The 23,881-nt window shown below is 69.6% G+C and carries 16 protein-coding genes; 7 read left to right on the top strand and 9 right to left on the bottom strand.

The window, feature by feature from the left end; genetic code table 11:
- Positions 1 to 114: 114 nt before the first annotated feature.
- From WMF29_RS21915 to WMF29_RS21935, 5 genes are all read right to left on the bottom strand, one after another.
- Complete coding sequence (locus WMF29_RS21915) at positions 115 to 1,824, bottom strand: RICIN domain-containing protein (RefSeq protein ID WP_437330694.1); 1,710 nt, start codon at positions 1,822 to 1,824, stop codon at positions 115 to 117.
- 34 nt (positions 1,825 to 1,858) lie between these two features.
- A complete protein-coding gene (locus WMF29_RS21920; RefSeq protein ID WP_437330695.1) occupies positions 1,859 to 2,983 on the bottom strand; it encodes an NAD-dependent epimerase/dehydratase family protein in 1,125 nt (374 codons plus the stop codon).
- Positions 2,984 to 3,426: 443 nt separating this feature from the next.
- Positions 3,427 to 4,803 carry a DUF1552 domain-containing protein gene (locus WMF29_RS21925; protein ID WP_437330696.1) on the bottom strand — a complete coding sequence of 459 codons (1,377 nt, stop codon included), beginning with the start codon at positions 4,801 to 4,803 and terminating at the stop codon, positions 3,427 to 3,429.
- A gap of 1 nt (position 4,804) precedes the next feature.
- Positions 4,805 to 6,319: a DUF1592 domain-containing protein gene (locus tag WMF29_RS21930; protein WP_437330697.1), complete on the bottom strand. Its 1,515-nt coding sequence runs from the start codon at positions 6,317 to 6,319 to the stop codon at positions 4,805 to 4,807.
- 641 nt (positions 6,320 to 6,960) lie between these two features.
- Entirely contained in the window at positions 6,961 to 8,022 is a 1,062-nt protein-coding gene (locus WMF29_RS21935; protein ID WP_437330698.1) for an MBL fold metallo-hydrolase, read from the bottom strand.
- Positions 8,023 to 8,104: 82 nt separating this feature from the next.
- Here WMF29_RS21935 and WMF29_RS21940 point away from each other — a divergent pair, with 82 nt between their 5' ends.
- The 4 genes from WMF29_RS21940 to WMF29_RS21955 all read left to right on the top strand — a co-directional run bounded on the left by WMF29_RS21940 (position 8,105) and on the right by WMF29_RS21955 (position 13,008).
- Positions 8,105 to 9,028 (top strand): LysR family transcriptional regulator, encoded by a 924-nt coding sequence (locus WMF29_RS21940; RefSeq protein WP_437330699.1) that lies wholly within the window; start codon positions 8,105 to 8,107, stop codon positions 9,026 to 9,028.
- Positions 9,029 to 9,303: 275 nt separating this feature from the next.
- Entirely contained in the window at positions 9,304 to 10,275 is a 972-nt protein-coding gene (locus WMF29_RS21945) for a hypothetical protein (protein ID WP_437330700.1), read from the top strand.
- A gap of 329 nt (positions 10,276 to 10,604) precedes the next feature.
- Entirely contained in the window at positions 10,605 to 11,642 is a 1,038-nt protein-coding gene (locus tag WMF29_RS21950; RefSeq protein ID WP_437330701.1) for a hypothetical protein, read from the top strand.
- Between the two features lie 37 nt (positions 11,643 to 11,679).
- Positions 11,680 to 13,008: a hypothetical protein gene (locus WMF29_RS21955; protein WP_437330702.1), complete on the top strand. Its 1,329-nt coding sequence runs from the start codon at positions 11,680 to 11,682 to the stop codon at positions 13,006 to 13,008.
- 98 nt (positions 13,009 to 13,106) lie between these two features.
- On the opposite strand, the gene WMF29_RS21960 is transcribed toward WMF29_RS21955, so the two are convergent.
- Positions 13,107 to 14,318 (bottom strand): PAS domain S-box protein, encoded by a 1,212-nt coding sequence (locus WMF29_RS21960; RefSeq protein WP_437330703.1) that lies wholly within the window; start codon positions 14,316 to 14,318, stop codon positions 13,107 to 13,109.
- Between the two features lie 59 nt (positions 14,319 to 14,377).
- Positions 14,378 to 15,223 (bottom strand): factor-independent urate hydroxylase, encoded by an 846-nt coding sequence (gene pucL / locus WMF29_RS21965; RefSeq protein ID WP_437330704.1) that lies wholly within the window; start codon positions 15,221 to 15,223, stop codon positions 14,378 to 14,380.
- Positions 15,224 to 15,434: 211 nt separating this feature from the next.
- Between pucL and WMF29_RS21970 the strand changes: the two genes are divergently transcribed.
- From WMF29_RS21970 to WMF29_RS21980, 3 genes are all read left to right on the top strand, one after another.
- Entirely contained in the window at positions 15,435 to 16,943 is a 1,509-nt protein-coding gene (locus tag WMF29_RS21970) for a cobalamin B12-binding domain-containing protein (protein WP_437330705.1), read from the top strand.
- Between the two features lie 241 nt (positions 16,944 to 17,184).
- Positions 17,185 to 18,408 (top strand): sensor histidine kinase, encoded by a 1,224-nt coding sequence (locus tag WMF29_RS21975; protein WP_437330706.1) that lies wholly within the window; start codon positions 17,185 to 17,187, stop codon positions 18,406 to 18,408.
- Positions 18,405 to 19,595: an ATP-binding protein gene (locus tag WMF29_RS21980; protein WP_437330707.1), complete on the top strand. Its 1,191-nt coding sequence runs from the start codon at positions 18,405 to 18,407 to the stop codon at positions 19,593 to 19,595. Before WMF29_RS21975 ends, WMF29_RS21980 begins: the two co-directional genes overlap by 4 nt.
- A gap of 25 nt (positions 19,596 to 19,620) precedes the next feature.
- Here the strand turns inward: WMF29_RS21980 and WMF29_RS21985 are convergent, their stop codons facing one another.
- Together WMF29_RS21985 and WMF29_RS21990 are read right to left on the bottom strand one after the other, a co-directional pair.
- Complete coding sequence (locus WMF29_RS21985; RefSeq protein ID WP_437330708.1) at positions 19,621 to 22,332, bottom strand: glycoside hydrolase family 15 protein; 2,712 nt, start codon at positions 22,330 to 22,332, stop codon at positions 19,621 to 19,623.
- Between the two features lie 371 nt (positions 22,333 to 22,703).
- On the bottom strand, positions 22,704 to 23,840 hold the full coding sequence (locus WMF29_RS21990; RefSeq protein ID WP_437330709.1) for an ABC transporter permease: 1,137 nt from the start codon (positions 23,838 to 23,840) through the stop codon (positions 22,704 to 22,706).
- Between the last annotated feature and the right edge of the window lie 41 nt (positions 23,841 to 23,881).

The following is a 23,881-nucleotide window of genomic DNA, read 5'->3' on the forward strand; positions in this document are numbered from 1 at the left end:
CGCCGCGAGCCTCCCCCCGGCCCGATCGACCTCGATCGGGCCGGGCCGCCGCGCTCGTCGGCGCCGGCCTCGTCGCGGCCCCGGCAGGAAGCCGCGCCGCCGTTCATCCACCCATCACTCGGCAACCACAATCTGCCATCGCTGCTCCTCGCCGCTGCCGCCCGCCCGCTGCTCGATCGCGGCGGCGTCGGCGGTGGAGCCCTGGTAGACCCCGATCAGCTTGCCGCTCTTCTTGTTCCTGATCTGGAAATCACCGCCGCCCAGATCGATGAACAGCCATGCCTGGTTGTCGCCGTCATGGTTCTCCCACTGCACCAGCGCGACCCCGTCGCTCGTCGACTCGTCAGGCACATCCAGCACCTTGCCGCTCTTGACGTTGGTCAGCCGGAAGTAGCCCGATCCATTGTAGTTGAAGCTCCACTTCTGGCTGTCTCCTCCCCTGTCCGCGCTCTGGACGATGTCCGCCCCGTCCTCGCCGGACGCGCCGACGACATCCATCACCTTGCCGCTCTTCCTGTTGACGAGCTTGAAATTGTTCGTCGCCCCGGCGACGGTGCCGGCCGACGTGTCGATGGCCAGCGTGTTGTTCCAGCGCATGCTCATGGTGGTGTCCGACGGGAAGGAGATCGGCTGCCAGACATACGTCGAGTTGTTGACCGGCCCGCTCCAGGCCCCTGCCCACCGGTCTCCCATGTACAGGTAGGCCGTCCCGGAGCTGCCCTGGACCGGGAGCACGTAAGTCGACTGGGAATGGTAAGTCGTGCCGTCGCCGACGTTGGTCATCGCCGACCAGCCCCTGTCGAGGGAGCGGGAGGTCGCGTATTTCCCCTGGTTGGGCGACCAGCCCGTGGCGCCGGAGGTCAGCAGGAAATAGGTGCCGTTCCGCTTGAACAGCGCCGGAGCCTCCCGGTGCCCGCCGGGGAAGAGCGTTGCGAAGAGGCGGGCGACGGACAGGTAGTCGGGGGTCAGCTCGTAGAGGTTGAGATCGTAGTTCTCGTTCGTGGCGGAGATGAAATACGCCTTGCTGTCGTCATCGACGAAGAGCCCGCAGTCGCGGGACATGTACCCTGGCTTGCCGTGATCGGTCACCCCGCTTCCGGCGAGCGGCCGGAAGCTGCCGTGATACGTATAGTCGCCGTCCACGGTGCTCGAGCTCGCGACCGCGGCGCGGGCCTCGCCGTAGTTCACCCCGTTCTCCCAGTGCATCCACATCACGAACTTGTCCGTGGACGCGTTGTAGACGACCTTCGGGCGCTCGATGTTGGCCGGATCGAGGTCCTTGTCCGAGTCCATCGTCAAGACATGGTTCCTGAACTCCCAGCGCCGCAGATCGGTCGAGCGATAGCAGGAGACGGCATAGAACGTCCCGTCCGGGTTCCGGTTCTCCCCGAACCAGTAGTAATAGTCGCCCACCCGGATCACCCCTCCCCCGTGCGCCTGGATGGGTTTGCCCGAGGTGTCGGCCCACTGGATGCCGTTCACCAGGGGGCCGACCGCCGGCGGGAGCTCCGGTCCCCCACCCTCGCCAGGCGCCCCGCCGCCGCCGGACGACGAGCCGACGGAGGCGCCCGAGGTGCCGGGCGCCCCGCCACCCGAAGCGCTGGAGGTGCCGGGCGCCCCGCCGCCGCTGGACGCCGAGCCGACAGACGCGCCCGGCGCCCCGCCGCCGCCGGACACCGAGCCGACAGAAACGCCGACCCCCGGAGCCGCGCCGCCGCCCTCCGATGAGCCCCCAGGGAGCTCTTCCGAGCCGGAAGCGCAAGACGCGACGCCGAGCCCCACGACCAGCAGGCCCATCACCGGAGACAAGGAACCGAGACGCATGACGCCCTCCAGAAAGGGCGAGATCTCCGGGCCATCAACCGGACGAGTCAAGTCCTTCTCGCGCGCAGCGGCCTGGGTAATTTGATCCGCTCCCGTGCGATCTGCCAGTCTGCGCGCCGGCGAGATCTCGGCCGCGCGCTCGTGGCCCGATCAGGCCCGCGCGGCGGGGATCGCCGCCGCTCCGTGCGGGGGCGGCGATCTTGTACCTGTCGCGGGCCCAGGCGGCGATGTCGGCGACCTGCCGCTCGACGGGGGTCGCCGACCAGCCGAAGGTCTCGCGAAAGCGCGCGTCGTCGATGACATAGGGCACGTCCCACTGGTACGCCATCTCGGCCACCTCCCGCATGAAGGGCGAGAACAGGCCCACCGCGCGCAGCAGGATGCGCGGGAGTCGGGCCACCTCGACCTCGACGCCGAGAGCGCGCCCGAGGCGCTGCGCGAGCGCCCGCGTGCTCTCGGCCGGCGCCGTCGGCAGGTGCCAGACATGGCCCATGGCCTCTTCCCGCTCACCCAGCGTCACGAGGCCCCGCGCCACGTCCTCCACGTAGGTATACGAGTGAGGCATCTCGGGATCACCCATGCACTCCACGGCTTTTCCTGCGAGCGCGCGCGCGTAGAAGCGATCGCCCCAGGCCGACAGCGGCACGTTGGCGCCGAAGAAGTCGCTGGCGCGCCCGATGGCCACGCGCACGTCGCCGCGGCGCTGGGCCGCGAGGCGCGTCTCCTCGAGCTCGACGCGCAGCGCGCCTTTCCTGCTGCAAGGGCGGCGCGGCGAGTCCTCTCGCATGGCCCCGTCGGGCACGCCGTACATGTACAGGCAGTCGAGGGCCACGAGCTTCGCGCCCGCCCTGGTCGCGCCATGCACCGCGCCGCGCGCGATGGGCAGGAGCTGCGTGGCCCAGAGGTGGTAGGGCGGGTTCATGCAATCGTAGACCACGCTCGCGCCGCGCGTGGCCTCCTCGGCGAAGGCGAGGTCGGTGATGTCGCCGCACACCGACGTGAGCCCCGGCCGCTCCGGAGCGCGGCGGGTGCGCTGCACCAGGCGCACACGATGGCCCTGCGCCAGCAAGAGATCCGCGACCCGCGGGCCGATCTGGCCGGCGCCGAGCACGACGTGGAGGCGAGACGACGGGCTGGAGACGAGCGATGCGTTGTTCATGGGCGCCAGGATGAGTCTTGCAAACACGCAAGACAACGCCCAGGAACGCAACCCATCGCAGCAAAAATGCAAGACCTAGACGCAGGCCGCGCGTTCTGCGCGACCCGGGTCTCCCTGGGGCACAGGCGTTAACCAAGCTTCGCGCCGCGTTCTCCTACATCCGAACGTTTGCATGGTCGTGGTCGTGGTCGTGGTCGTGGTCGTGGTCGTGGTCGTGGTCGTGGTCGTGGTCGTCAACGGTAGGCCGTGAACGACCACGACCACGACCACGTAAACGTTCACGTAAACGTTTACGTGAACGTTCACGTAAACGTTTACGTTGGTGACCGGTGGTGGGGCGGAAGGCGGCGGGCTTCGTGCCCTGAGCGTGACCGAACGAGCCTCGTTAACGCCTGTGGGCTCCCAGGGCCTTGAAGGAGCCCGAGTGTGCCTCGGCGAGCTGGCTACGTCAGGCTGGGAAGCGCGCCGGTGCTGTAATTCGGGTCGCCGAAGGTCTTGTCGTCGGTCCCCATCGCGTTCGCTATCGTGACGAGCAGATCGTTGTGCTGGCGGGCAGAGCCGCCGTTCGCCAGATAGTCAACGAAGCGGCCCGTGCGGAAGACCCCGCCCCCGCTGCCGGCGAGCAAGAACGGGATGTTCGTGAGCGCGTGCTGCATCGACTCGCCGATCTCGGTGACCCACAGGACGACGGTATTGTCGAGGAGCGTGCGATCCCCTTCCGCGTACGAGTCGAGCTTCCCGAGCAGGTAGGCAAGCTGCTCCGCGAACCACGTGTGGATCTTCTCGTACTTCGCGTTCGTCGGCCACTGGTGGGAGATGGCATGGTGATTCTCGGTGAGACCGAGGAACGGGTAGAGGTGCTCGCTCTCGGCGTACGACCACTGGATCGTGGCGATCCGGGTGAGGTCGCACGCGAGCGCCGCGGCCATCATATCCATCTGGAGCTTGCCGATGACGGGCATGTTGTCGTCCTTCGAGAGGTCGATGCGGTCGCCCAGCGCCGGGGCCTGGCAGCTGCCCGTGGCCGGGGTGCCACCGCCGTTCGAAGAGCCGCCACCGCCCAGGCGCGCCTCGATGTCCTGGATCGACTGCATGTGCGCGTCGAGCTTGAGGCGATCTTCCTTGCCGATGCGAGGCCGCACGTCCGCGATGTCCTCGCGGAGGATATCGAACACGGTCCGCCGCTGCGCGCGGAGCCGATCCAGCGCGGTGGAGCCGCCCGGGTCCTGGCCCTGGCCAGGCACCGAGGCCCCGAAGAGCTGCTGGAACGTGTCGTAGGGGTCCTCGCGGGGGGGGACGGGCTGGTCCGGCCCGGCGTAGGAGAGCCGACCGCGCACCTCCGCGTCACGGACCTGGACGCCGAGCTCCAGGGACTTGAACAGCGTCGGGGGATTCAGCTTCTTCGCCAGGTGCTGATCGAGCGAGATCCCCGACGACCAGCCGGCGTTGGTGGACATGAAGCTCTTGAAGTTGCCCTTGAGCAGCGCCCGCCCCGTCAGCAGGCCCCCGATGCCCCGAGCGTGCTCGGAGCCGATGTTGGAGTTCACCACGACGTTCATGTTGATCCCGCGCAGCGGCATGATCTTCGCCTTGAACGGCGAGAGCGGCTGGAGCAGCGGGCTCAGCGTGTAGTTGGTCTCGGTGCCCGTGGGCATCCATTTCGACTCGCTGGTGCCGTTCGGCGTATAGAACACCACGAAGCGCTTGGGCGCGGTGGTCTCTTGCCCGCGGGCCAGCTCGGAGTTCAGCAGCGGGATCGTCGCGGTCGCCGCCAGCGCACCCTGGAGCATCCGCCGTCGAGAGATCATTCGCTGTCTCATGTCACTCCTCCTCTGCGATCGCGCTGCGGTACATGAACGCGTCGGTCTGCGTCGTCGCCACGATGAGCTCCACGAGGTCGCCCTCCGACCCGTGGAACCCTGCGCGCAGCCCGTCGAGCGAGCACTCGTCGTCGATGTTCTCGAAGCGCCCGGCCGTGTAGCGGAACCATTGCGTCGCGAGGCACTCGCGGACCTGCGCGCTCCCGGCGAGCTTCTCCGCCAGCTGGCGGACGCCGACGAACGGGCCGTCCATGTCGTCGGACGCGACCATCTCCCCGGAGACGTCGATGACCTGCCCGCCCTCCTCGGTGCGGTACGCGCCCACGGAATCGAAGTTCTCGAACGCGAAGCCGATCGGATCCATCAGCTTGTGGCAATTGGCGCACCTCTCGTTGGCGGCGTGCTGGTTGAACCGTTCACGCGCGGTGACGCCCTCGTCGCCCGTGGGCGGCGTGAGGTCGACATCGTTGGGAGGAGGCGGCGGGTCCTGGCACATGAACTTCGCGCGGATGGCCTTGCCGCGTAGCACCGGAGACGTCTGATCGGGGTGCGCGTGGACGGCCAGGAAGGCGGGCTGCGTGAGCACCCCTGCGCGCTGGTCCGGCGGGAGATCCACGAGCTGGGGTGTGGTCGAGCCGGGCGGGACCGTCACGCCATACAGCTCGGCGACGGGCTCGGTGGCAAAGCCGACGGGCAGCGTGAGCAGGCTCGACAGCTTGTGGTCGCCGGACCACAGCACGTGCTCGACGAACGCGGGAGTCTCCGCGCTCATCCCCGCGACGAGCTCGTCGTTGTACCCGGGGAACTTGCTCTCCTCCTTGACGATGGTCCCGAGCTTCCCGAGGTTGAGCCATTGCTTGTAGAACTCCGTGATGGCCCGGCGCGCCCGCGGGTGCTCCAGCATCTGGCGGGTTCGCTCGGCGAGCTGCTCGCGGGTATCGAGCAGGCCCGCCTCGGCGGCGTCGAGCAGCTCGTCGTCGGGGCCCGACGCCCAGATGAGGTACGAAAGGCGCGACGCCATCTCGTACGGGTCGAGGCGCACCCGCGACGAGGAGGCGTCCGAATCGTGACGCAGCTCCAGGCGGAACAGGAATTTCGGCGATTGCAGCGCGGCCCGGATGACGACCTCGATGCCCTCACGGAACGACCCGTCCGTGCGTCCCGCGGCGTAGGCGCGCATCAGTCGATCGACTTCCGACGTCTCGAGAGGTCGACGGTACGCGCGACGGCCGAAGTCCTGGACGAATTGCCGCGCGCACGCCTCCTCCTGGGCGACTTGCCCCTCGACCGCGGCCGGATCACACGGCACCAGCTTCGACAGATCGCCCGCGACGGCCTCGGCCGCGAGCGCCTCGGCGGCCAGGAGGTACTTCTCCGCGTGCAGCGCGGACACGGTCAGCACCGTCGCGTTGTTGTTGAAGCCTCCGGCGATCTCATCCGGGGGGAATTGATCCGCAGGGGTGAGGGACGTTCCGAGGAGATCTCGGACCGTGTTGTTGTATTCGAATCGCGTCAAGCGCCGCTGGGGTGCGAGGATCCGCTCGGCGCCGCACACCGGGGGATCTCCTCCTTGTCCGGACGTCGAACCGTCCCCCCCGGGGCCGGCCCCGGAGCTGGAGCTGGAGTCAGCCGCTCCGATCTGCCCGATACCGCACCCGGCCGCGGCCGCCAGCGCGAGCGTCGCTATGAGCGCATGACCGGCTCGCCAGCGACGATATCCTAAGTCAGCCATACCGTGACCTCCTACCGTCGGTCACAACCTACGGTGAAGCCTCGCCAGACGTCAAGCGTTGCTCCCACCAATCCACAGCGCGAGACGCCAGCGTTCAGCCGGCGTTCAATCGCCGGACAGCGGTCAACAACGGACCATCCGCCGGCGAAGTCTGATACTGCCCGAAGACTCCACTCCCGTCATATTATCGATGTCGATTGACAGCCACTTGACGCGGCACGCGCCGCGTCAGACCAGCAGGACCGGGCGCACTCCGGCCTTAAAAGCGAGGTGAGAGCGCGAATCCGTCGCATCTCTCCACGCCACCCACGCCGCGCGCACGAACAGTTATTGGAAGAATTCCCGCTCCGGCGCGGATTGATCACGAGCTGCCGAAGACCCTCCAATTGACCAGCGACTTCACACCCGCCGCGGGCGTCGTCGCGTCACGGGGTGGTGGAGATCTCGCAGATCACCTGGGGCGCTTCGTGCCCGTAGACGACACGCAGGCTCGGGTGGGCGCGGACGAGCTCGCGCAGGCGATCCAGGCTCTGCTGTCCCGCGGCTTCGTCGCTCGCCGAGGGCCCGCGCGGGCCGATGCCGCGCTCGAATGCCCAGGCGTAATGCGACGCATCGCCGACGAGCAGCACCGGGCCGGACTCGGCGTTGACCACGAACGAGAGGTGACCGCGCGAGTGGCCAGGCGTCGGGAGCGCCCAGAGCGCGCCGTCGCCCCACACGTCGATGGCCATGTCGAACGGCGGCATGGGGGCGCCGCGCGCGAACGAGAGCTCCGAGAGCGTCGCTCCTTCGGCGAAGTGCCCGTAGCCCAGGTGCCCCGCGAGATCGTCGGCCTCGCCCTCGCCGGTCACGATCTCCACGTCGCGCGGGAGCTCGCCGAGGCCGGCCGTGTGATCGCCGTGAACGTGCGTCAGGTAGACCTGACGCGGGCGCGAGCCGAGGCGCGCGAGCTGAGCGCCGAGCGAGCGCCCCGCAGGGAGCGTGAACCGCGTGCCCATCGCCCGGTGCAGCCAGCTCACCGGCGCGCGGACGTCGCCGAACGGATCCCGCTCGAACGGGGCGGAGAGGCCGGCGTCTATCAGCACGTCGCCGCGCGTGGGATGGCGGACGAGGTGCGCGTAGATCGGCAGCGGCTCGTGCTCTCGGGCGCGATCGAAGTCGACGTGGTCGCTGCGGAGCAACATCGAACGCGCTCCGCTGACCTCGCCCGTCTCGAAGGTACACAGGCGCACCCGCTGGCCGCGCGCGAACACGTCCTCCCACGCGGAGGCGCGCTGCGGGGGCACGGCGAGCTCCACGCGTGGGAGCTTCGACGGGCTGCCGAGGCCGGCCCAGATCACGAGCGCCGCCCCGATCGCGACGACGGCGCCGAGCCCCGCGCCGATCCGGCGAAGCCACGGGCGGAGGGACGTGGAGGGCCGGCGAGGCACGGTCGGCGGCTCGGGCGGCGTCATCGAAGGAGCTTCATCGAGCGGAACATCAGGCATGCCTCGGTTGTACGGCGCGCGGCCGCGCGCGGGTCATGCTCCGGCGTGATGCCTGATATGTCGTGCAGGATATGATCCGGCGATGCGGATCGAGGACGTCGATTTCAACGGGCTGCGCGCGCTCCACCACCTGCTCGAGACGCGGAGCGTGACCCAGGCGGCGCGGCGCCTCGGCACGACGCAGCCGAACATGAGCCGCTCGCTCGCGCGGCTCCGAGAGGTCTTCGGCGATCCCTTGTTCGTGTCCACCGGCCGCGCCCTCGAGCCGACGCCCATGGCGCTCGCGCTCCAGCCCGACGTGGAGCGCGCCCTGTCGGCGCTGCGCGCGGTCTTCGATCCCATGGTCCGCCAGAAGCGCGAGGACGAGCCGTTTCCGCTGCGCGTGGCGACGTCCGATTACGGCACCCTGGTCGTGCTGAGGCCGTGGCTCGCGCAGCAGGCCAAGGCGCCGCCGATGACGACGCTGCGCATCGTCCAGCCCTCGCTGGAGACGATCGGCGCTCTCGAGCGCGGGGAGGTCGACCTGGCGCTCGTCCCGAGGGTGGACATCGACGGGCTGGAGCAGTTCGTGTTCCGCCCCATCGTCGAGGACGAGCACGTGATCGTGACGCGGCGCGGGCACCCGCTCGCGCGGGGGCGCGCGACGTTCGAGCGATACCTCGCGTGCGGGCACGTCGTCGTGGGCAACTCGCTGCCGGGGCTCTCGCCGGTGCAGCGGGCGATCGCGCGGCTCGAACGATCGCGGGACGTGCGGGCGCGCGTGCCGTCGCTGCTGCTCGCGCTCTCGCTGGCAGCCGAGACCGATCTCGTCGCTACCCTGCCCGCGCGCATCGTCCGCGCCTCGGGGCTCCCGCTCACGACCCGACAGCTCCCTTTCGAGGTCGAGCCGTTCACACTTCACGTCGTGTTCCACCCGCGCTGGACGACTGACCCGCGCCATCGCACCATCCGGGAGAGCCTGATCTCCAGCTCCGCCGCGAGGGGCCGCTCCAGGGCGTCCGCATGAGCCCGCAACGTTCGTGCGGCTCGCTCCGCTGGCACGATTCGACCGGAGCAGGCGATAGCGCCACTCACGCGCTCCCCGGCCGCCGTGCAGGTCCGACTCCGATGCTGCTATGCTGGTGCATGGGTCAGCGTGTGGTCGCGGTGTTCGGCTGGCTTCTCGCGCTCCTGGTCGTTCCGTCCGGTTGCAATCTTTCGTCGGCACAGGCTCCTGCCGCGCTGCCCGCGCGCGCGACTCCGATCCATCGTGCGGCGCCGGCCCCTCGCGATCCGCCGGCCGTGATTGACCCGGACGATGATGCCGGTATCGCCGCGGCGCTCGCGGGCGGCGGGCTCGACGGATGGATGCACGGCGCGGCGCCCGAGGCCGGACTCTTCGTATTCACCTACCGGCTCCCGAACGACTTCTTTCGTTACGCTGACTTTCCGATGATCCCGGGGTCGGCCGAGGTCGCGCGGGAGCTCGCCGGGCTCCAGCGGCACGACCGGCTGCGCGTCTTCGGCAGCCTCGAGAAAAAGGGCGCTCAGCGCCATGTCCGCGCGCGCCGCATCGAGGTGATCACGCGGTTTTCCTCCGGCGTGGACGCCCCGCCCTATGCGCACGACCCGACCATCGACGCCGCGCTCCTCGGGGCGCGCGAGCTCGTGGGCCGTGTGCACGGCGTCGACGCCGACGGCCAGGTCCTCGTGGTCGAGCTCGCGGACAAGGTGGTGCCGGTCTTCGTGACCCGCCCGGAGCACGTCCGAGACCTGTGGCGCAATGACAAGATCCGGCTGCATTACGTGATCGCCGGGCGCCCCGATCGCCCGATCCACCTGCGGCTCGATCCGGGCGTCGACAAGCCCATCGAGGTGCTGGAGCGCATGCAAGCGGTCCATGGCCAGCCGATCGAGCTGGAGGGCGATCTCGTGCTTTTCCCGAGGAGCCCACAGATCAAATTCGATATCTGGGCGCTGCGCGTCGTCGACAGGGATCGGGTGGAGCGCGAGTATACGCTGGTCAATTTCGGCGATCCCGAGCTCTTCAAGGCGATCCGGGACAAGCTCGCGCGGCGCTGGGCGGCGTACCCCGGCGCGCCGGTGGACGCGCGCAACAAGTTCATCAAACCAGGCCTGCGCGTGCGCGCGAGGGGCGTGCTCAACGTGATCTCGCCGGCGCAGGCCAACCCGCAGATCTTGCTGTCGGCGGAAGGCGCGGTCGAGGTGCTCGGAGCTCCAGGAGGCGGCTCGCCCCCTCCTGTCGATCGATGATCGCTCGCGGGGCGAGCTGCCGAGGCGCTCCCCGGTCTCGCCAGTCCGTCCGGTGCGTCAGCTAGACCCGAGCACGGGACGCGATCGAGGGCGGTGGATGGAAGAAGGCAATCCCGCCTTCATTTTCCGCTTGCCCCCCGTTTCTCCAGACCACACTCTCTTCGGTGAAGGGGCGCCCGCGTGCGCCTTTTTCGGAGTGTGATCCTTCCCCATTTCGAGCGAGCGCTCCCTCCAGCTCGGGCCGCTCGCGACGTTCGTCCGTCGCGCTCCGAGCGCGCGCGTCCATGCCTCGTGTCCCGCCGGCCATGCTCTCGATCGGAGGTGTGCCCGTGAAGTCAGCGTTCGTCCTGCCGCTCGTCGTCGTGTCGTCGTGCCTCGCCTCCGCCGCTGCCGCCGCCGAGCAGGCGTGCGGGTACTCCAGCGCCGGCTGGAACGCGCCGAACGGCGCGGCCGTGTTCAGCGCAGGCTCGGGGCCGATCGGAGACGTCCTTAACGCCGTCGGCGAGTTCCGTACGCACTCCATGCTGTCGCATGGTCCCGGCCGGTGGGTGACGCATGCCACCATGAAGCAGCCGCGTGAAAACTCCTGGCCCGAGGTGTGCAGCACGCCCATCGTGACGAACGATCTGCTCGATGGGTATCCCGGGCTCGCGCAGGTCAACCAGGGCGGGATCTACCGCTTCCTCTACGGGAGCGGCGGGAGCGGCCCGGTCGCGCTGACCTATCAGGTCGGCGATCCCAAGCGGGCCGCGTCGATCGGCGAAACCATCTGGTGGGAGGTGCCCTACTACGCCGAGCGCTCGATCATCGACGAAGGGGTCGAGATCCCTCGGCTGAGCGTTCGCGGCGACCGGGTGCACTACTCGTTCTTCCAGTACCGCAGCACCGAGGGCACGCCCACCGGCGGGCCGGCGTGGAACAACGGTATGGTTTGCTCTTCATTTTTGGCCTACGCGCACTACCTCGACGGCCAGGGCGCCATCCCGCCGTACACGTACAGCCACGCCAAGCTCGCCAGCGCGGCCAACGCCCTTCACGACGGGGTGATGGACAGCTGCGAGAACAGCCTGGGGTTCTGGGGCTCGCTCGGCACCTCGCTCGCCTGCTTCACGGACGTCTGCGACAAGGCCGCCAATCAGGTCGCGAACTGCATGGCCTCGCACGCATGCGACACCGGCAGCGGCACCTTGTGGAGAGGAGTCCGAGACGATCCGAAGACCGTCGCCGTGTCCATCAGCCCCGACCGCATCGGCGGCTGGAGCGGGCACCCCTGGGGGACGCAGGCCGGCGCGACCGTCTGGTCCGCCGATACGAACCACAACGTCCAGTGGAACTCCGGAGGCAACGTCTACGGGTGCTGGTACTGACGGACGTTCGAGCACAATGACGTGAGGAGCTCCGGCCATGACGACCAGGATCGGCGAGCATCGGTCAAAGGCGCAATGGGTCGGTGGGGTGGTGCTCGCCGCCGCGCTCTGCTGGGTCCTGGTCTGGTCGGTCCACCCTTCCAGGGCGCCCGAGCCCGCGCCGGCAGCGCCGAAGGCGAGCGCGCAGGAGGCCCCGCCGAGCGCCAGACGCGCGGCGAGCGCCGCCGCGGCGAGCACGAGGGCGCCCGCGGAGGACCCGGCGCCCATCATCGACGAGATCGAGGTCGAGAAGCCGGAAGTGTGCGCCGGCGAGGAGAACCTCATCACCGTGCGATCGCATACCACGAACGGGACAGATGAATACCTCCACAGCGTCATTGGCACGCGCACCGGATCGCGGGTGCCGCTGCGCGTCTGGCCCGAGATGGACGGATCGTACGAGATGCCCACCATCTCCGTGTTCGGGCGGAACAACGCGGTGACTCGGATCGAGGTCCCGAGATACAGGGTCAACGCCTGCAAGCCGGAGCGGATCGTCGTCATCACCCACAGGCTCCTGCCGAGCACCCCCGGTGAATTCGAGCTCACGGCGCAGATCGTCGGCGTCGGGCTCAAGGACAAGCCCGAGGCGAGGCCGTTCAAGCCCGCGAGTTATGCCTGGGAGTTCGACGACGGCGGCTCGGAGAAGACGAAGGCGCCGTTCGTGACCCACAGCTATGAGCGCCGTCCGCAAACCGCGCTCGTCTCCGAGTTTCTCATCCGGGTGGAGGTCCAGAGCGAAGCGGGCGAGAAGCTCACCGGCCGTGCCCTGCTCCAGATCCCGAACATGATGTTTCAGGACCTCGCCGAGCGGGGGATCGTGACCATCGCGGCGACGCCGACGCCCCGCTTTCCCCGGCAGGACGGCCACGGCGTGGTCCGGCAGACCTTCCGCCTCTGGCATCACAGCGACGCGCCGGTCCGGATCAATACGGTCACGGCGGTGCGGCACTACGCGGGGGCGTCGAGCGCCTCACCGCTCGAGAAGACCTCGCTCGGCCTGGTCGAGATCCCCCCCGGGCAAGGGGTCGATGTGGACGTGAGGCTCGACACGGTGCGTGAACCGGATGTCTTCACCATCACGTACATCCTCGATGGGGAGACGGCGGAGGGGCACGCGGCGCGCGGGACGTTCTCGCTGATGAAGCCGCCGCCCGCGCCGACCAAGGAGTCGAGCACACCGGTCACGGAGCCCGTCCTCCTCGCCAAGATCAAGCGGGCGCGAGAGCTCCTGGCGCAGGAGTTCGTCACGGACGAGGACATCTGGCGGCTGGAGCGAGAGGGGAAGATGGCAGATCTCGACGGCTCGCCGCCGCCGGCGCCCTAGCCCGCTCCGAGCGCGCCGCCATGGCCGCGTCGACTCCTCTGCTACAGGGTTCGTGACCCGTCCGGCGCCGAGCGCGATCGTGAGCCCGAAGCCCCCGATCAGCGTGCCTCGGCCCGCCTCGATCCGCTGGCCGCGGCGGCGTCGGCGCCGTTCATCCGCTGGATGCAGAGCTTGAGGCCGGCGCGGAGGTTGCCCATCGTGATGATCCCCGAGAGATCGAGCCCCAGCGCGATCATCGTCTGCGCCACGTTCGAGCGGATACCCGTGATCACGCCCTCGGCGCCGAGGAGCCGTATCGCGCGGACCATCTCGATGAGGTAGCTCGCCGTCTTCGTGTCGACGGCGTCGACCCCGGTCAGATCGAGTATCGCGAAGCGCGCCCCCTTGCTCGAGATCGCGTCGAGGAGGCTATCCATCACCTCGGAGGTCCTCAAGCTGTCGACGACACCGACCATCGGGAGCGTCAGCACGCGATCCCAGACCTCGATGATGGGCGTCGACAGCGCGCGGATCACCTGCTGCTGGGCCTGGATCATGTCGAGCCTCGCCTGGAGCTCGACCTCCTTGCGCTTCGTGTCCGTGATGTCGAACGTCACGGAGACCGCGCCGTTCTGCGCGCCGCGCTCGTCGAAGATGGGGAGCAGCCAGGACCGCCAGGTGACGCCGTGGGCCTCGACCTGATTGTCCACGACCTCTCCCCCCATCACGCGCCGCATCCCGTCCACGGCCTCCTGGTTGGACCCGTAGAGGTCGAAGACGTTCTTGCCGATGAGCGCCCCAGCCTTCACGCCCGAGTTCTCGAGCCCCTTGCCGTCATGATGGGTGAACACCCCATCGCGATCGTACTTGCACGCGGCGATCGGGACGTGATCGAGGATGGCGCGCAGGATGATCGAGTCGTCCCGCGACGCTTCCGCCAGACGGCCGCGGTCGGTCACGTCCTGCCCGATGAAGAGCCTGCGCACCACCTGGCCGTCGGCGCCGCGCATCGGCTCGTGCACCCACGCGCACGCGACGACGCGCCCGTCCTTCCGCCGGTGCTCGGCGGAGAGCGGCGCGCCGCCCTGCCCGTCGCAGAGGCGTCCCCAGAGGTCGACGTCGGCGCCGCCCAGCGCCGTGTCCGCGAGGCGGCGGCCAATCACCTCTTCCCCGGTATAACCCAGCAGCCGCTCCGCCCCGGCGCTCCACGCGGCGATCTCGAGAGCATCGGCGTCGCCCGTGCACTCGACGGCGATGAACGGCCCGTTGAGGACCGCGTTCATGTAGCTCGTCGCGACATCGAGCTCGTCCGGGCCCGCCACCTGGTCCATGCGCCGCACTGTACCGGGCACGTCATCGGCATGTCGAGAAAAACGGCCACGCCCGACGGTCAGGTCCCTCGCTTCATCGTGGCCTCGATGAGCCCGTGCGGCTCGTCGACCGGGACGAATATCTCGTTGTCGTTGGCGAGCCCGAAGGGCGTGAGATCGACGAGCAGGCAGTGCTTGTTGGGGAGCGAGAGGCTCACCTCGTCGATGGCAGGACAGGCGGCGAGCACCGCCTCCCCCAGGTCATGAATGGTGTGCTGCACCGAGAGGCTATGTCGCTCCGCGAAGGTCTCGATCAGGGCGCGGCGGGCGCGCTCCCACGTCGCCGTGGGCGCCGGGTCGCGGCCGGCCGTGCGCCAGCGGGCCACCATGAGCGTCGAGAGGATGCGGTCCCCGGTCTCCTTGAGCGTCGTGTACTCGTCGCGCGGGAAGCCCGAGAACGCCGAGCCGGAGGTCTTGAGGACGAGGAGATCCGCGATGCCGGACGTGATCTCGACCCCGCCAGGAGCCGCGGAGATCTCCGCGGTCCGGCGCTCTCCTGCCGCGCGGAGGAACGCGTGAGGGTGCGGCGCGCCGCCCGCCTCGACGCGAGACCAGACGCTCTCTGCGATGACGACCGTCGCCCGCCGGGCGTGTGGCTTGCCGAGGAAGTGCTCGGCGAGCAGGGCGCCAAAGTCCTCGATCGGCTCGACCGGGTGGCCCTTGGCGAGCGCGTACACGGTGTTCTTCATCGTGTCCGTGGGCAGCACCTTGCTGTTGTCACCCTTCGTGTAAGCGTCGTCGAACTCGCCCTCCAGCTGTATATCGACCTGGACGTCGGTCAGCTCGTGCCGCGCGCCCGCGCGGCGGACCTTCACGAGCCGCACCCTCGATTTGCCGTAAGCGTTCCGCACCAACGAGATTGACATCGTTCTTCAGCTCCCGCGCCGGGCGACGACGCTCCCTTGCGACGCGGGAGAGACGGTAGCTTGAAGCACGACGCCGGCTCAAGCCTGGCGGGCCCTTCGGCCCGCGGCGCGCGACGACGCACCGGCGGCGGCCGCCCGCCGGTGCGCCGTCGGGCGAGCCCGTGCGATATCGCGCGTGCGGCGGCGATGGCGCGTCACCACATACGCCGGCATGGTGACCACAGAGCGTGACAGGGCGGCCGACGAGCTCGTCGCTCGCCGTGAATCGTTGAGGGACGCCGCGCTCGCCCGCCTCGAGGCCGCGTCCGTCGCGCCGCGCGCCTTCGGAGCGCGCGGCGAGCGCGAGGCGCTCTCGCGCTGCCACGTGGACCTGGCGGCGCACATCGACGCCCTCGCGGCGGCGCTCCGCGCGGCGGGCGCCCAGCAGCTCTGCGAGTATTGCGCGTTCACCGCGGTGTTCCTCGAGGCGATCGGGGTGCCCCGGCGCGCGCTCGGCGCCGCGCTCGACGCCCTGAGCGAGAGCATCGGCGAGCAGCTCGATCCGGCGCTCTCTTCGCTGGCGCAGGACGCGCTGGCCGCGGGCCGGGAGCGCCTCTGCGCCTCGCCCCTCGTGACGCCGGCCGCGCTGGCGGCCATCCCCGAGCCCCCGTGCGCCGCCGGCGAGGCCGGCTCGGCGGCGGAGGCCATCGAGCGCTCGGCGGCGCGCATCGCGCCGATGAGCGTCGCGCTCAGCTTCATGCGGCGCCCGGCGGACGCGCTCGCCGCCGGCGCGAAGCGCGCCCTCTGCCTCGACGACGCCAGGCGCCACGTCGCGCAGCTCGCCGCGGCGGTCGACCACGAGTCGCCGAAGCTCTTCAGCGCCTATGTGGAGTGGGCACAGGCGCTGCTGGTGCAGCACGGCCTCGACCCCGCCGAGCTCGTGGGCTACCTCCGCGCGCTCGACGACGTCCTCGCGCTCACGCTTCCGGAGCGCCTCGCCGAGGCGCCGCAGCGGTACCTGGCGGCGGCGCTCGAGCGGCTCACCTCGATGCACGCCGAGAATCCAAGCTTCGTCCGCCCGGAGGCGCCGCTCGGCGCCGTCGCGTGCAGCTACCTCGACGCGCTGCTCGAGCGGGACCGGAGGCGAGCGGTGCGGGTCATCCGCGAGGCGATCGACGCGGGCGCGCCGATCAAGGACATCTATGCTCACGTGCTGCAGCCGTGCCAGTACGAGCTGGGCCGGCGCTGGCAGCTCCGTCAGCTCAGCATCGCCGGAGAGCACTACTGCACGGCGGTCACGCAGATGATCCTGGGGCAGCTCTATCCGCTCGTCGTCAACACCGATCGCGCCGGCCGCCGCCTCGTGGCCACCGCCGTGGACGGGAACCTCCACGAGATCGGCGCGCGCTTCGTCGCCGATTACTTCGAAATGGCGGGGTGGGACACCTTCTATCTCGGGGCCAGCACGCCGGCCGAGCACGTGATCCAGGAGGTCGTCCAGCGGAAGGCCGACGTCCTCGCGGTCTCGGCCGCGCTCAGCGATCAGCTCTCGAGCGTCCGCCAGGTGATCGCCGCGGCGCGCGGCGACGACCGGTGCAGGGGCGTCGTCGTCCTGGTCGGCGGCCACCCGTTCCGCGTCGTCGACGACCTCTGGAGGCAGCTCGGGGCCGACGGCTCGGCGCCGAACGCGGAGCGGGCCGTCCGCACGGCGGAGCAGCTCCTCGCGGCGCGGAGCGCATGACCCCGCTCCGCGCGCTCGCGCGCCGGCCCCGCGGGGTGCGTTTCGCATAGCGAGCTCCGCGCCGGCCTGCCAATGACAGATCGCCTCCGCCGCGAGCGAGGGAGAGGCTCGGCCTCCGATGATTCCTATGGAACCGCGCAGGACGCAAAGCGCAGGAGAAAACGAAGGAGCGCCGCTCGCGGCCCCGCCGTCGGGACACGAGCTCAGCGGTCCGGTCGCAGAGCTCGCCGCCGCTTTCCTCATGGCCTCGACCGCGCTCGCGCTCGGCGTGTTCACGCCGGAAGGCGCGCCGAGGCTCACCAACCACGGCATGCGCCGGCTGCTCGGGGGGGCGGGCGAGCCGGGTCGCGCCGCGGCTCGCCTCGTCAGCCCGAGCTTCGCGCAGCTCGCCGCGGCCGGGCGCGGGGCCGAGGAGCCGATCTACAGCGGCATGCTGCACTTCGGGGATCTCCGGTCGATCGCGCACAGCCTCCGGGGCGAGGTCTGGCGGCTCGGCCACGACCTGCTGCTCCTCGCCGAGTTCGACGTCATCGAGCTCGAGCGCGTCGTCGCCGACGTGTCCGCGCTCAACTCGCGGATCACGAGCCTCCAGCGGCGGCTCGTCGCCGAGCAGAAGGAGCTCGAGCGGTCGCTCGAGCAGCTGCGCGCCACGCAGTCGATGCTCGTCCACTCGGAGAAGATGAACGCGCTCGGCAAGCTCGCCGCCGGCGTGGCCCACGAGATCAACAACCCGCTCGCCTTCGTCCGGAGCAACGTGCACACCCTGGGAGAGTCGCTCGATCGGCTGTTCGGCGCCTACGAGGCGCTCGAGCGGGCCGCCATCGGCGCGGGCTCGGACGACGTGAAGGGCCTGGCCGAGGCGCTCCGCGCGGAGCTCGAGCCCGATTTTCTGCGCGAGGATACGAGGGATCTCGTGAGAGGCACGCTGGGCGGCCTCGCGCGCGTGCAGAAGATCGTCGAGGACCTCAGGATCTTCACGCGGATCGACCGGGCAGAGGAGGAGCGCTGCGATCTGAAGGAGTGCCTGGAGAGCACCCTCGCGATCGCGGGCCCGGCGCTGAAGGACGGCGGCGTCCAGGTGACGGTCGAGTGGGCCGAGCTGCCGAAGCTGCGCTGCAAGCCGGCGGAGCTCAGCCAGGTGTTCCTGAACCTCCTCATCAACGCGGCCCAGGCGGTCGAGTGCCGAGGCCGGGGGAACGGTCGCATCGTGATCCGCGAGCGCGACGAAGAGCGCGGGATCGTCCTGGAGTTCGAGGACAACGGCGCCGGGATGACCCCTGACGTCCTCGGCCGGATCTTCGATCCGTTCTTCACGACCAAGCCTGTCGGGCTGGGCACGGGGCTGGGCCTCACCATCTCGCACAAGATCATCGTCGATCAGCACGGCGGCACGATCGCCGTCCGATCGACCCCCGGGGCGGGCAGCACCTTCACGATCACGCTGCCGAAGGAGCTCGACCGATGACGCGCGCCTCCGGCGAGCGGCGCGCGCTGCTCATCGTCGACGACGAGCGCGAGACCTTGAAGGCGCTCCGCCGCGAGCTCCGGCGCGACTACGATGTCCTCATCGCGGAGAGCGCCGAGCAGGGCCACGCGATCTTGCGCGAGCGGACAATCCCTGTCGTCCTCAGCGACCAGCGGATGCCGGGCACGACGGGCACGGAGTTCTACGCGCGGGTCAAGGCCGAATTCCCGGAGACCGTCCGCCTCCTCATGACCGCCTATGCGGACACGAGCGCCGCCATCCAGGCCATCAACGAGGGCGGCGTGTACCGGTTCATCTCCAAGCCATGGGATCCGCCGGCGCTCGCCGGCGTCGTGAGCGACGCGTTCGCCCAGCACGAGCGCATCAGCAGCTGCCAGCGGCTGCTCTCGAGCCTCAAGACGAGCGCCGACGCCCTCCACCTCGAGAACCAGCAGCTCGCCGAGGCGACCCAGAAGACCCATGAGCTCATGGGCATCGCCGCGCACGATCTGCGCAACCCGCTCGCGGCGATCCAGTGGTTCACGAAGATGCAGCTGGCGGGCGTCGGCGCGGGGCCCGAGGACACGCGGCGCTACGCCCTGAAGATCCAGGACAACGCCGAGTTCGCGCTGCAGCTGATCGAGAACCTGCTCGACATCACGACGCTGGAGCACGGGCACGGCGGGCTTCGCCTGCAGGAGGCCGACCTGAGAGGCATCGTCCTGACGGCGGTCTCCCTGAACGAGCACGGCGCCGGCCGGAAGGGGATCGCGGTGGACGTCGACGTGCCCGCGGATCTCCCGCTCGTCTGCTGCGACGTCGCGCGGATCGAGCAGGTCCTGAGCAACCTGCTCAGCAACGCGTTCAAGTTCTCTCACCCGGGCACGACGGTGACGGTGCGCGCGTGGAGGGTCGGCCAGGCGGTCGAGGTGATGATCGAGGATCAGGGGCTGGGCATCCGCCCGGACGAGATCAGCGGCCTGTTCGACAAGTTCCGGAGGACGAGCACACGATCGACAGGCGGCGAGAAGAGCACGGGGCTCGGTCTGTCGATCTGCAAGAACCTCGTCGAGCGCCACGGCGGCACGATCCGCGTGGAGAGCGAGCTCGGCCGGGGAACGCGGGTGTTCTTCACGCTGCCGATGAAGACGGGGCGCTCCTGCGAGCCGGAGCGCTCCGCGGCGTAGGCTCGCCGCGCGCGCCGCGCCTGAGTTACCAGCTCACGGTGTCGCTGAGCGTGAGCGTGCCGCCGGACGTGGGCGTGCTCATCGCGCGATTGCCGCCGCCCGGGAGGTTCTCCCAGGTCACGCTGCCGTCGGCGTTCTTGCGATAGTACTTGTACTGGAGCGCGCTGCTGGCCGGCAGGTTGACGCGGTTCGTCCACACGGGGTAACTGCGCGGATCGACCGGGACGCCGAGATCGGTGTTCCAGTTGCCGAGCGCCGCGGTGTTGCCAGTGACGTACATCTGCTGGCCGACCACCGTGGTCGCGGTGACGTTGACCGCGACGCCGGCCTCGCCGGACGCGGGCGGCACCACACACGCGTTGTAGCGGCCGCAGACCACCGACGGGATATCGACGATCCTGCCCGCCCGGATCGACGCCACCAGGCTGATGTACTCGCCCATGGCCCAGTTCAGGGGGCTCATGGACCGCGTCGAGGTGCCCGCCGAGACGTTGCCCGGCTTCTGGACGGACCAGCCGGTGACGTCCGTCGTCTCGCTCCACACCTGCTCCGGGATGAAGCCCTGAGGCGTCGAGAACGCCTTCACCGCGGTCAGGAAGGGGTTGCCGTCGGCGCCGACACCCGTGCTGGCGATCTTGAACATGCCGCGCTCGGCCGTGAAGATGGGCCACAGCCGGCCCCGGCCGCCGTTGCCGTCGAAGTTGCCGCCGTCGTTCTTCTCGCCATATCCATCGTAGTTGTAGCGGAACCAGGCGTCGCCCTTGCCGGCGATGGTCCGCTTCAGGATGGCGTCGTACTCGGGCAGCGTCGCGACGATCGAGGGATCGTCGGGCCGCTTCACCCCCATCCGCACGAGCTCGAGGAAACCGCCGTCGACGATGTAACGCTGGTCGTGCGTGCCGCCGCCGTTGCCGATCGTGAAGGTGGCCGCCGCGTCCGGCCCGGACACCGGGTTGTACACCTGCGGTCCGCTGCCGGTGTTGCCCCGCGCGGAGGGGTTGATGCGGATGTAATACCGGCCGTCACCGTGGTACCCCGTGGTCGTGAACGTCCAGCGGTCGACGCTCTGCTGCCAGTAGTCGGCGGCGGCCATGTAGCGCGCCGCGCTGGTGGTGTCGCCGTTCGCGCGGGCGATCGTGGCGGCGCAGACGAGGCCCGCGATCTCCGCCGCGATGGTCGACGGCGAGTACCCGGCGTTCTCCTCCCAGCGCTCCTGCTGCGTCCATGGGCCCGTGTTGACGATGTAGTCGGCGGTCCTCTTGATCTTCTTCCACAGCGGGTTGTAGACGGAAGGTCCGAGCCGCCAGGCGAGGATGATCGGCATCGCCTGCTCATCCATCTGCGTGCCTTGCCAGTACTGCCAGCCGCTGACCCAGGCGTTCTGCGGGAAGCGGCCGACGCGGCTGTAGCCCTGCGGGCAGCTCGGCGCGTCGTACTCGGCGACGCCGCAGTCGCTCGACTGCTGCAGGGTGTTGAACAGGTAGTTGACCACCGAGGCCCCGGTCGCGGTGTCGCCGGCCGTCACGAGCGCGCTGGCGAACTTGAACAGATCGCGCGCCCAGACCAGGTGGTAGCCGCCGTTGTTCCCATCGCCGTTGGTCTCGCCCCAGGGCGTGCCCATGCCCGCGATCATGGCGCCGTTCGACTTGTCCTGGATCGCCTTGAGCGACATCGCCGCGAGGTAATACTGGTCGTCGGCGGTGGCGCTCTGGCTGCTGAGCCCGGCGGCGTAGGTCTTCCACCCGTTGTCGTAGGTGGTTTGCAGGGTGCTCAGGGTGCTGCCGAGCGTCGCGTTCGCGGTGGAGGCCGCCTCGGTCTCGGTCGCGCCGAAGCCGAGCACGACGTCGAACGACACGCTGGTGACGGCGCTGGCGCCGAGGTCGATCCAGCCCATCTGCGCCACGTTGCCGCCGCTCGCCAGGTCGTTTCGCCAGGTCATGGTCCTGTCGACGTTCCCGCCGAGGAGGTCTGTCCAGCCGTCCGACTCGCCGACGAAGCCGCTCGACACCATCGGCGCGCCGCTCACCACCTTCCACGGGCGCGACGCGGCGAGCGCCGAGGCGCGGCTGCCCTCCGAGGCGACGAGCAGCGTGCGCCCCCCTGCCGCCACGGTCCTCGACGTGTCGCCGGCCCCGGAGTTGTCCATCGCCGGGTTGTGGAGCAGGTAGAGGTCGAACTGGGTGACGTTCCTGCCGCCCAGGGCGTCGAACTGGACGCGCTGGATCAGCGCGTTGCGCCCCGGATCGGTGAAGATCGTCTTGGTGATCCGCCAGTTGTGGGCGCTGTTCGTGGTCGTCGCCTGCCAGCGCATGGACCGCTTGTCCGGCTGGATCACGGTGAAGCTCTGCTGCTTCTCCTCGTCGACGAACGTCTTTGCCGTGTCCCCCACCAGGAACTGCAGATCGACGGTGTTCACGGTGTCGAGCACCGGATAGAACACCTCGGACACGATGCCGCGATGACCGGTGAAGTAGACCCTCGAGGCCGCGGTCGTCGAGGTGCCGAGGAACGACTTCTCAGCAGGTCCCCACACAGAGGGTACCCCGCCCCCCTTGGCGGCAATGCCAGCGCCGATGGCCTTCAGGGCCTCCCCCTTTGGCGGGGCCCTGCCGGCAGTGCCGAACGGAACAGCGGACTCCCCGGCCGTCGCCTCCTCTGCATCTGGTTCGAGCGCGCAGCCCGCGAGCCCGAGCGTCAGGTAAAGAATTGTAGTGCCACAAGAAATGCGCTTCAGCATCACGCCATTCCCTTTCCATCGGGTGGCCGTCGCGTGAAGACCGCTCCACGGCTACCGTAAGTCAGCGACTTGGTTGATGTTTTTACGTGATACTGGCGGATCGCGGCCCGGGCCCCCTGCGCTCACTTCGCTCCGGCTCCGCGTGGGACGCCAGCAATGCTGTAGCGTAGCACGCGATCTTCGCGCGCTTGCGCGCCGCTATGCCGAGCTCCTGGCGAGGACAGCGACGCTGCGCTTCACGCGCCGTGTCGGCGCGGATCCACGAGCACCGAGGCCATCATCCGCGGGTCGGCGATCGACGCAAACGACGCCGCGCCCATCGCGGGCTCGACGGAGCGCGGCGTCGACCTCGCCGCCGCGAGCTCACGACCTCACGAGCCAACCACCTTGCGCCGCGCCGCCGCGTAGCGCCTGACCAGCTCGTCCGCGATGACGCCGGTCAGGATGACGGCGCCGATGACAGCGAACTCGATCTGGGTCGGGACGCCCAGCATGTTGATGGCGTTGCGCAGCACCTGCATGAGCGCGGTGCCCAGGATGACGCCCAGCACCGCGCCCTCGCCGCCGCGCAGGCTGAAGCCGCCCAGCACGGCCGCAGCGATCGCGTAGAGCTCGTAGAAATTGCCGAAATCGACCGGCTGGGCCGAGTTGACCTCGAGAGCGAACAGCATGCCCCCGAAGCAGGCGAGCACCGAGCAGAGGACATACGCGAGGATCGTCATCCTGTCGGTATCGACCCCGCTGTAGCGGGCCGCCTGCTCGTTGCGGCCCAGCGCCATCAGATAGCGGCCATAGACGGTGCGGTTCAGGAAGATCGACGCCGCCACCGCGATCGCGAGGAACAAGAGGAACGGCATCGGGATGTCGAGCCACGTGATCAGCTCGAGCCGCGTCTTCACGCCGGTGAACGGGTGCACCGCGTAGGGGCTGAAGCGCCCCTCGGAGATCCACGACAGGAACGGCACGGGGATCGAGAGCGGGCTGCCGACCGACAGGTAGCGCAGCGACTCGAACCCGACGCCGAACCCCTGCGTCTGATCGCCGGAGATCCCGCGCGCGGTGCCCCGGTAGAGCAAGAGCCCGCAGAGCGTCACCACGAACGGCTGGAGCCGGAGCTTCGTGATGAGCAGCCCGTGCGCGAGCCCGATGCAGAGGGAGATGGCGAGCAGCACGGGCACCGCCAGCGAGGGCGGCCAGTGCTGCACCGAGAGGAGCCACGGCAGCATGCACCCGGCGAGCGCCACGACCGAGCCGATCGACAGGTCGATGCCGCCCGTGATGATCACGAAGCCCGCCCCGATGCTGAGGATGCCGAACAGCGCCGTCCTCCGGATCAGGTTCTCGAGGTTCTCCGCGAGGAGGAACCTCCCGTTCAGGAGCGCGGTGCCGAGCGACACCGCGAGGAGGAGCCAGAAGACGCCGAGCACCTTCCGCCGCGTGCCGTGCGCGAGCGGCGCGGCCGGCGCGGCGCCGCGCGCCCGGAGATCCTGTGTCGTCGTCACAGACATGCTCTCTGGCCTCGATGGTTCGTGGTCACGCCGCGTCACGC

The organism is Sorangium sp. So ce381, assembly GCF_051473845.1.
GTDB lineage: Bacteria > Myxococcota_A > Polyangia > Polyangiales > Polyangiaceae > Sorangium > Sorangium atrum.

Excerpts from the sequence above, each read along its gene's own strand:
- WMF29_RS21935 (WP_437330698.1), bottom strand. The coding sequence starts at position 8,022 with ATGCCTGATGTTCCGCTCGATGAAGCTCCTTCGATGACGCCGCCCGAG.
- WMF29_RS21980 (WP_437330707.1), top strand. The coding sequence starts at position 18,405 with ATGACGCGCGCCTCCGGCGAGCGGCGCGCGCTGCTCATCGTCGACGAC.
- WMF29_RS21915 (WP_437330694.1), bottom strand. The coding sequence starts at position 1,824 with ATGCGTCTCGGTTCCTTGTCTCCGGTGATGGGCCTGCTGGTCGTGGGG.
- WMF29_RS21960 (WP_437330703.1), bottom strand. The coding sequence starts at position 14,318 with ATGGACCAGGTGGCGGGCCCGGACGAGCTCGATGTCGCGACGAGCTAC.
- WMF29_RS21990 (WP_437330709.1), bottom strand. The coding sequence starts at position 23,840 with ATGTCTGTGACGACGACACAGGATCTCCGGGCGCGCGGCGCCGCGCCG.
- WMF29_RS21920 (WP_437330695.1), bottom strand. The coding sequence starts at position 2,983 with ATGAACAACGCATCGCTCGTCTCCAGCCCGTCGTCTCGCCTCCACGTC.
- WMF29_RS21940 (WP_437330699.1), top strand. The coding sequence starts at position 8,105 with ATGCGGATCGAGGACGTCGATTTCAACGGGCTGCGCGCGCTCCACCAC.
- WMF29_RS21925 (WP_437330696.1), bottom strand. The coding sequence starts at position 4,803 with ATGAGACAGCGAATGATCTCTCGACGGCGGATGCTCCAGGGTGCGCTG.
- WMF29_RS21970 (WP_437330705.1), top strand. The coding sequence starts at position 15,435 with ATGGTGACCACAGAGCGTGACAGGGCGGCCGACGAGCTCGTCGCTCGC.
- WMF29_RS21955 (WP_437330702.1), top strand. The coding sequence starts at position 11,680 with ATGACGACCAGGATCGGCGAGCATCGGTCAAAGGCGCAATGGGTCGGT.
- pucL (WP_437330704.1), bottom strand. The coding sequence starts at position 15,223 with ATGTCAATCTCGTTGGTGCGGAACGCTTACGGCAAATCGAGGGTGCGG.
- WMF29_RS21975 (WP_437330706.1), top strand. The coding sequence starts at position 17,185 with ATGGCCTCGACCGCGCTCGCGCTCGGCGTGTTCACGCCGGAAGGCGCG.
- WMF29_RS21985 (WP_437330708.1), bottom strand. The coding sequence starts at position 22,332 with ATGCTGAAGCGCATTTCTTGTGGCACTACAATTCTTTACCTGACGCTC.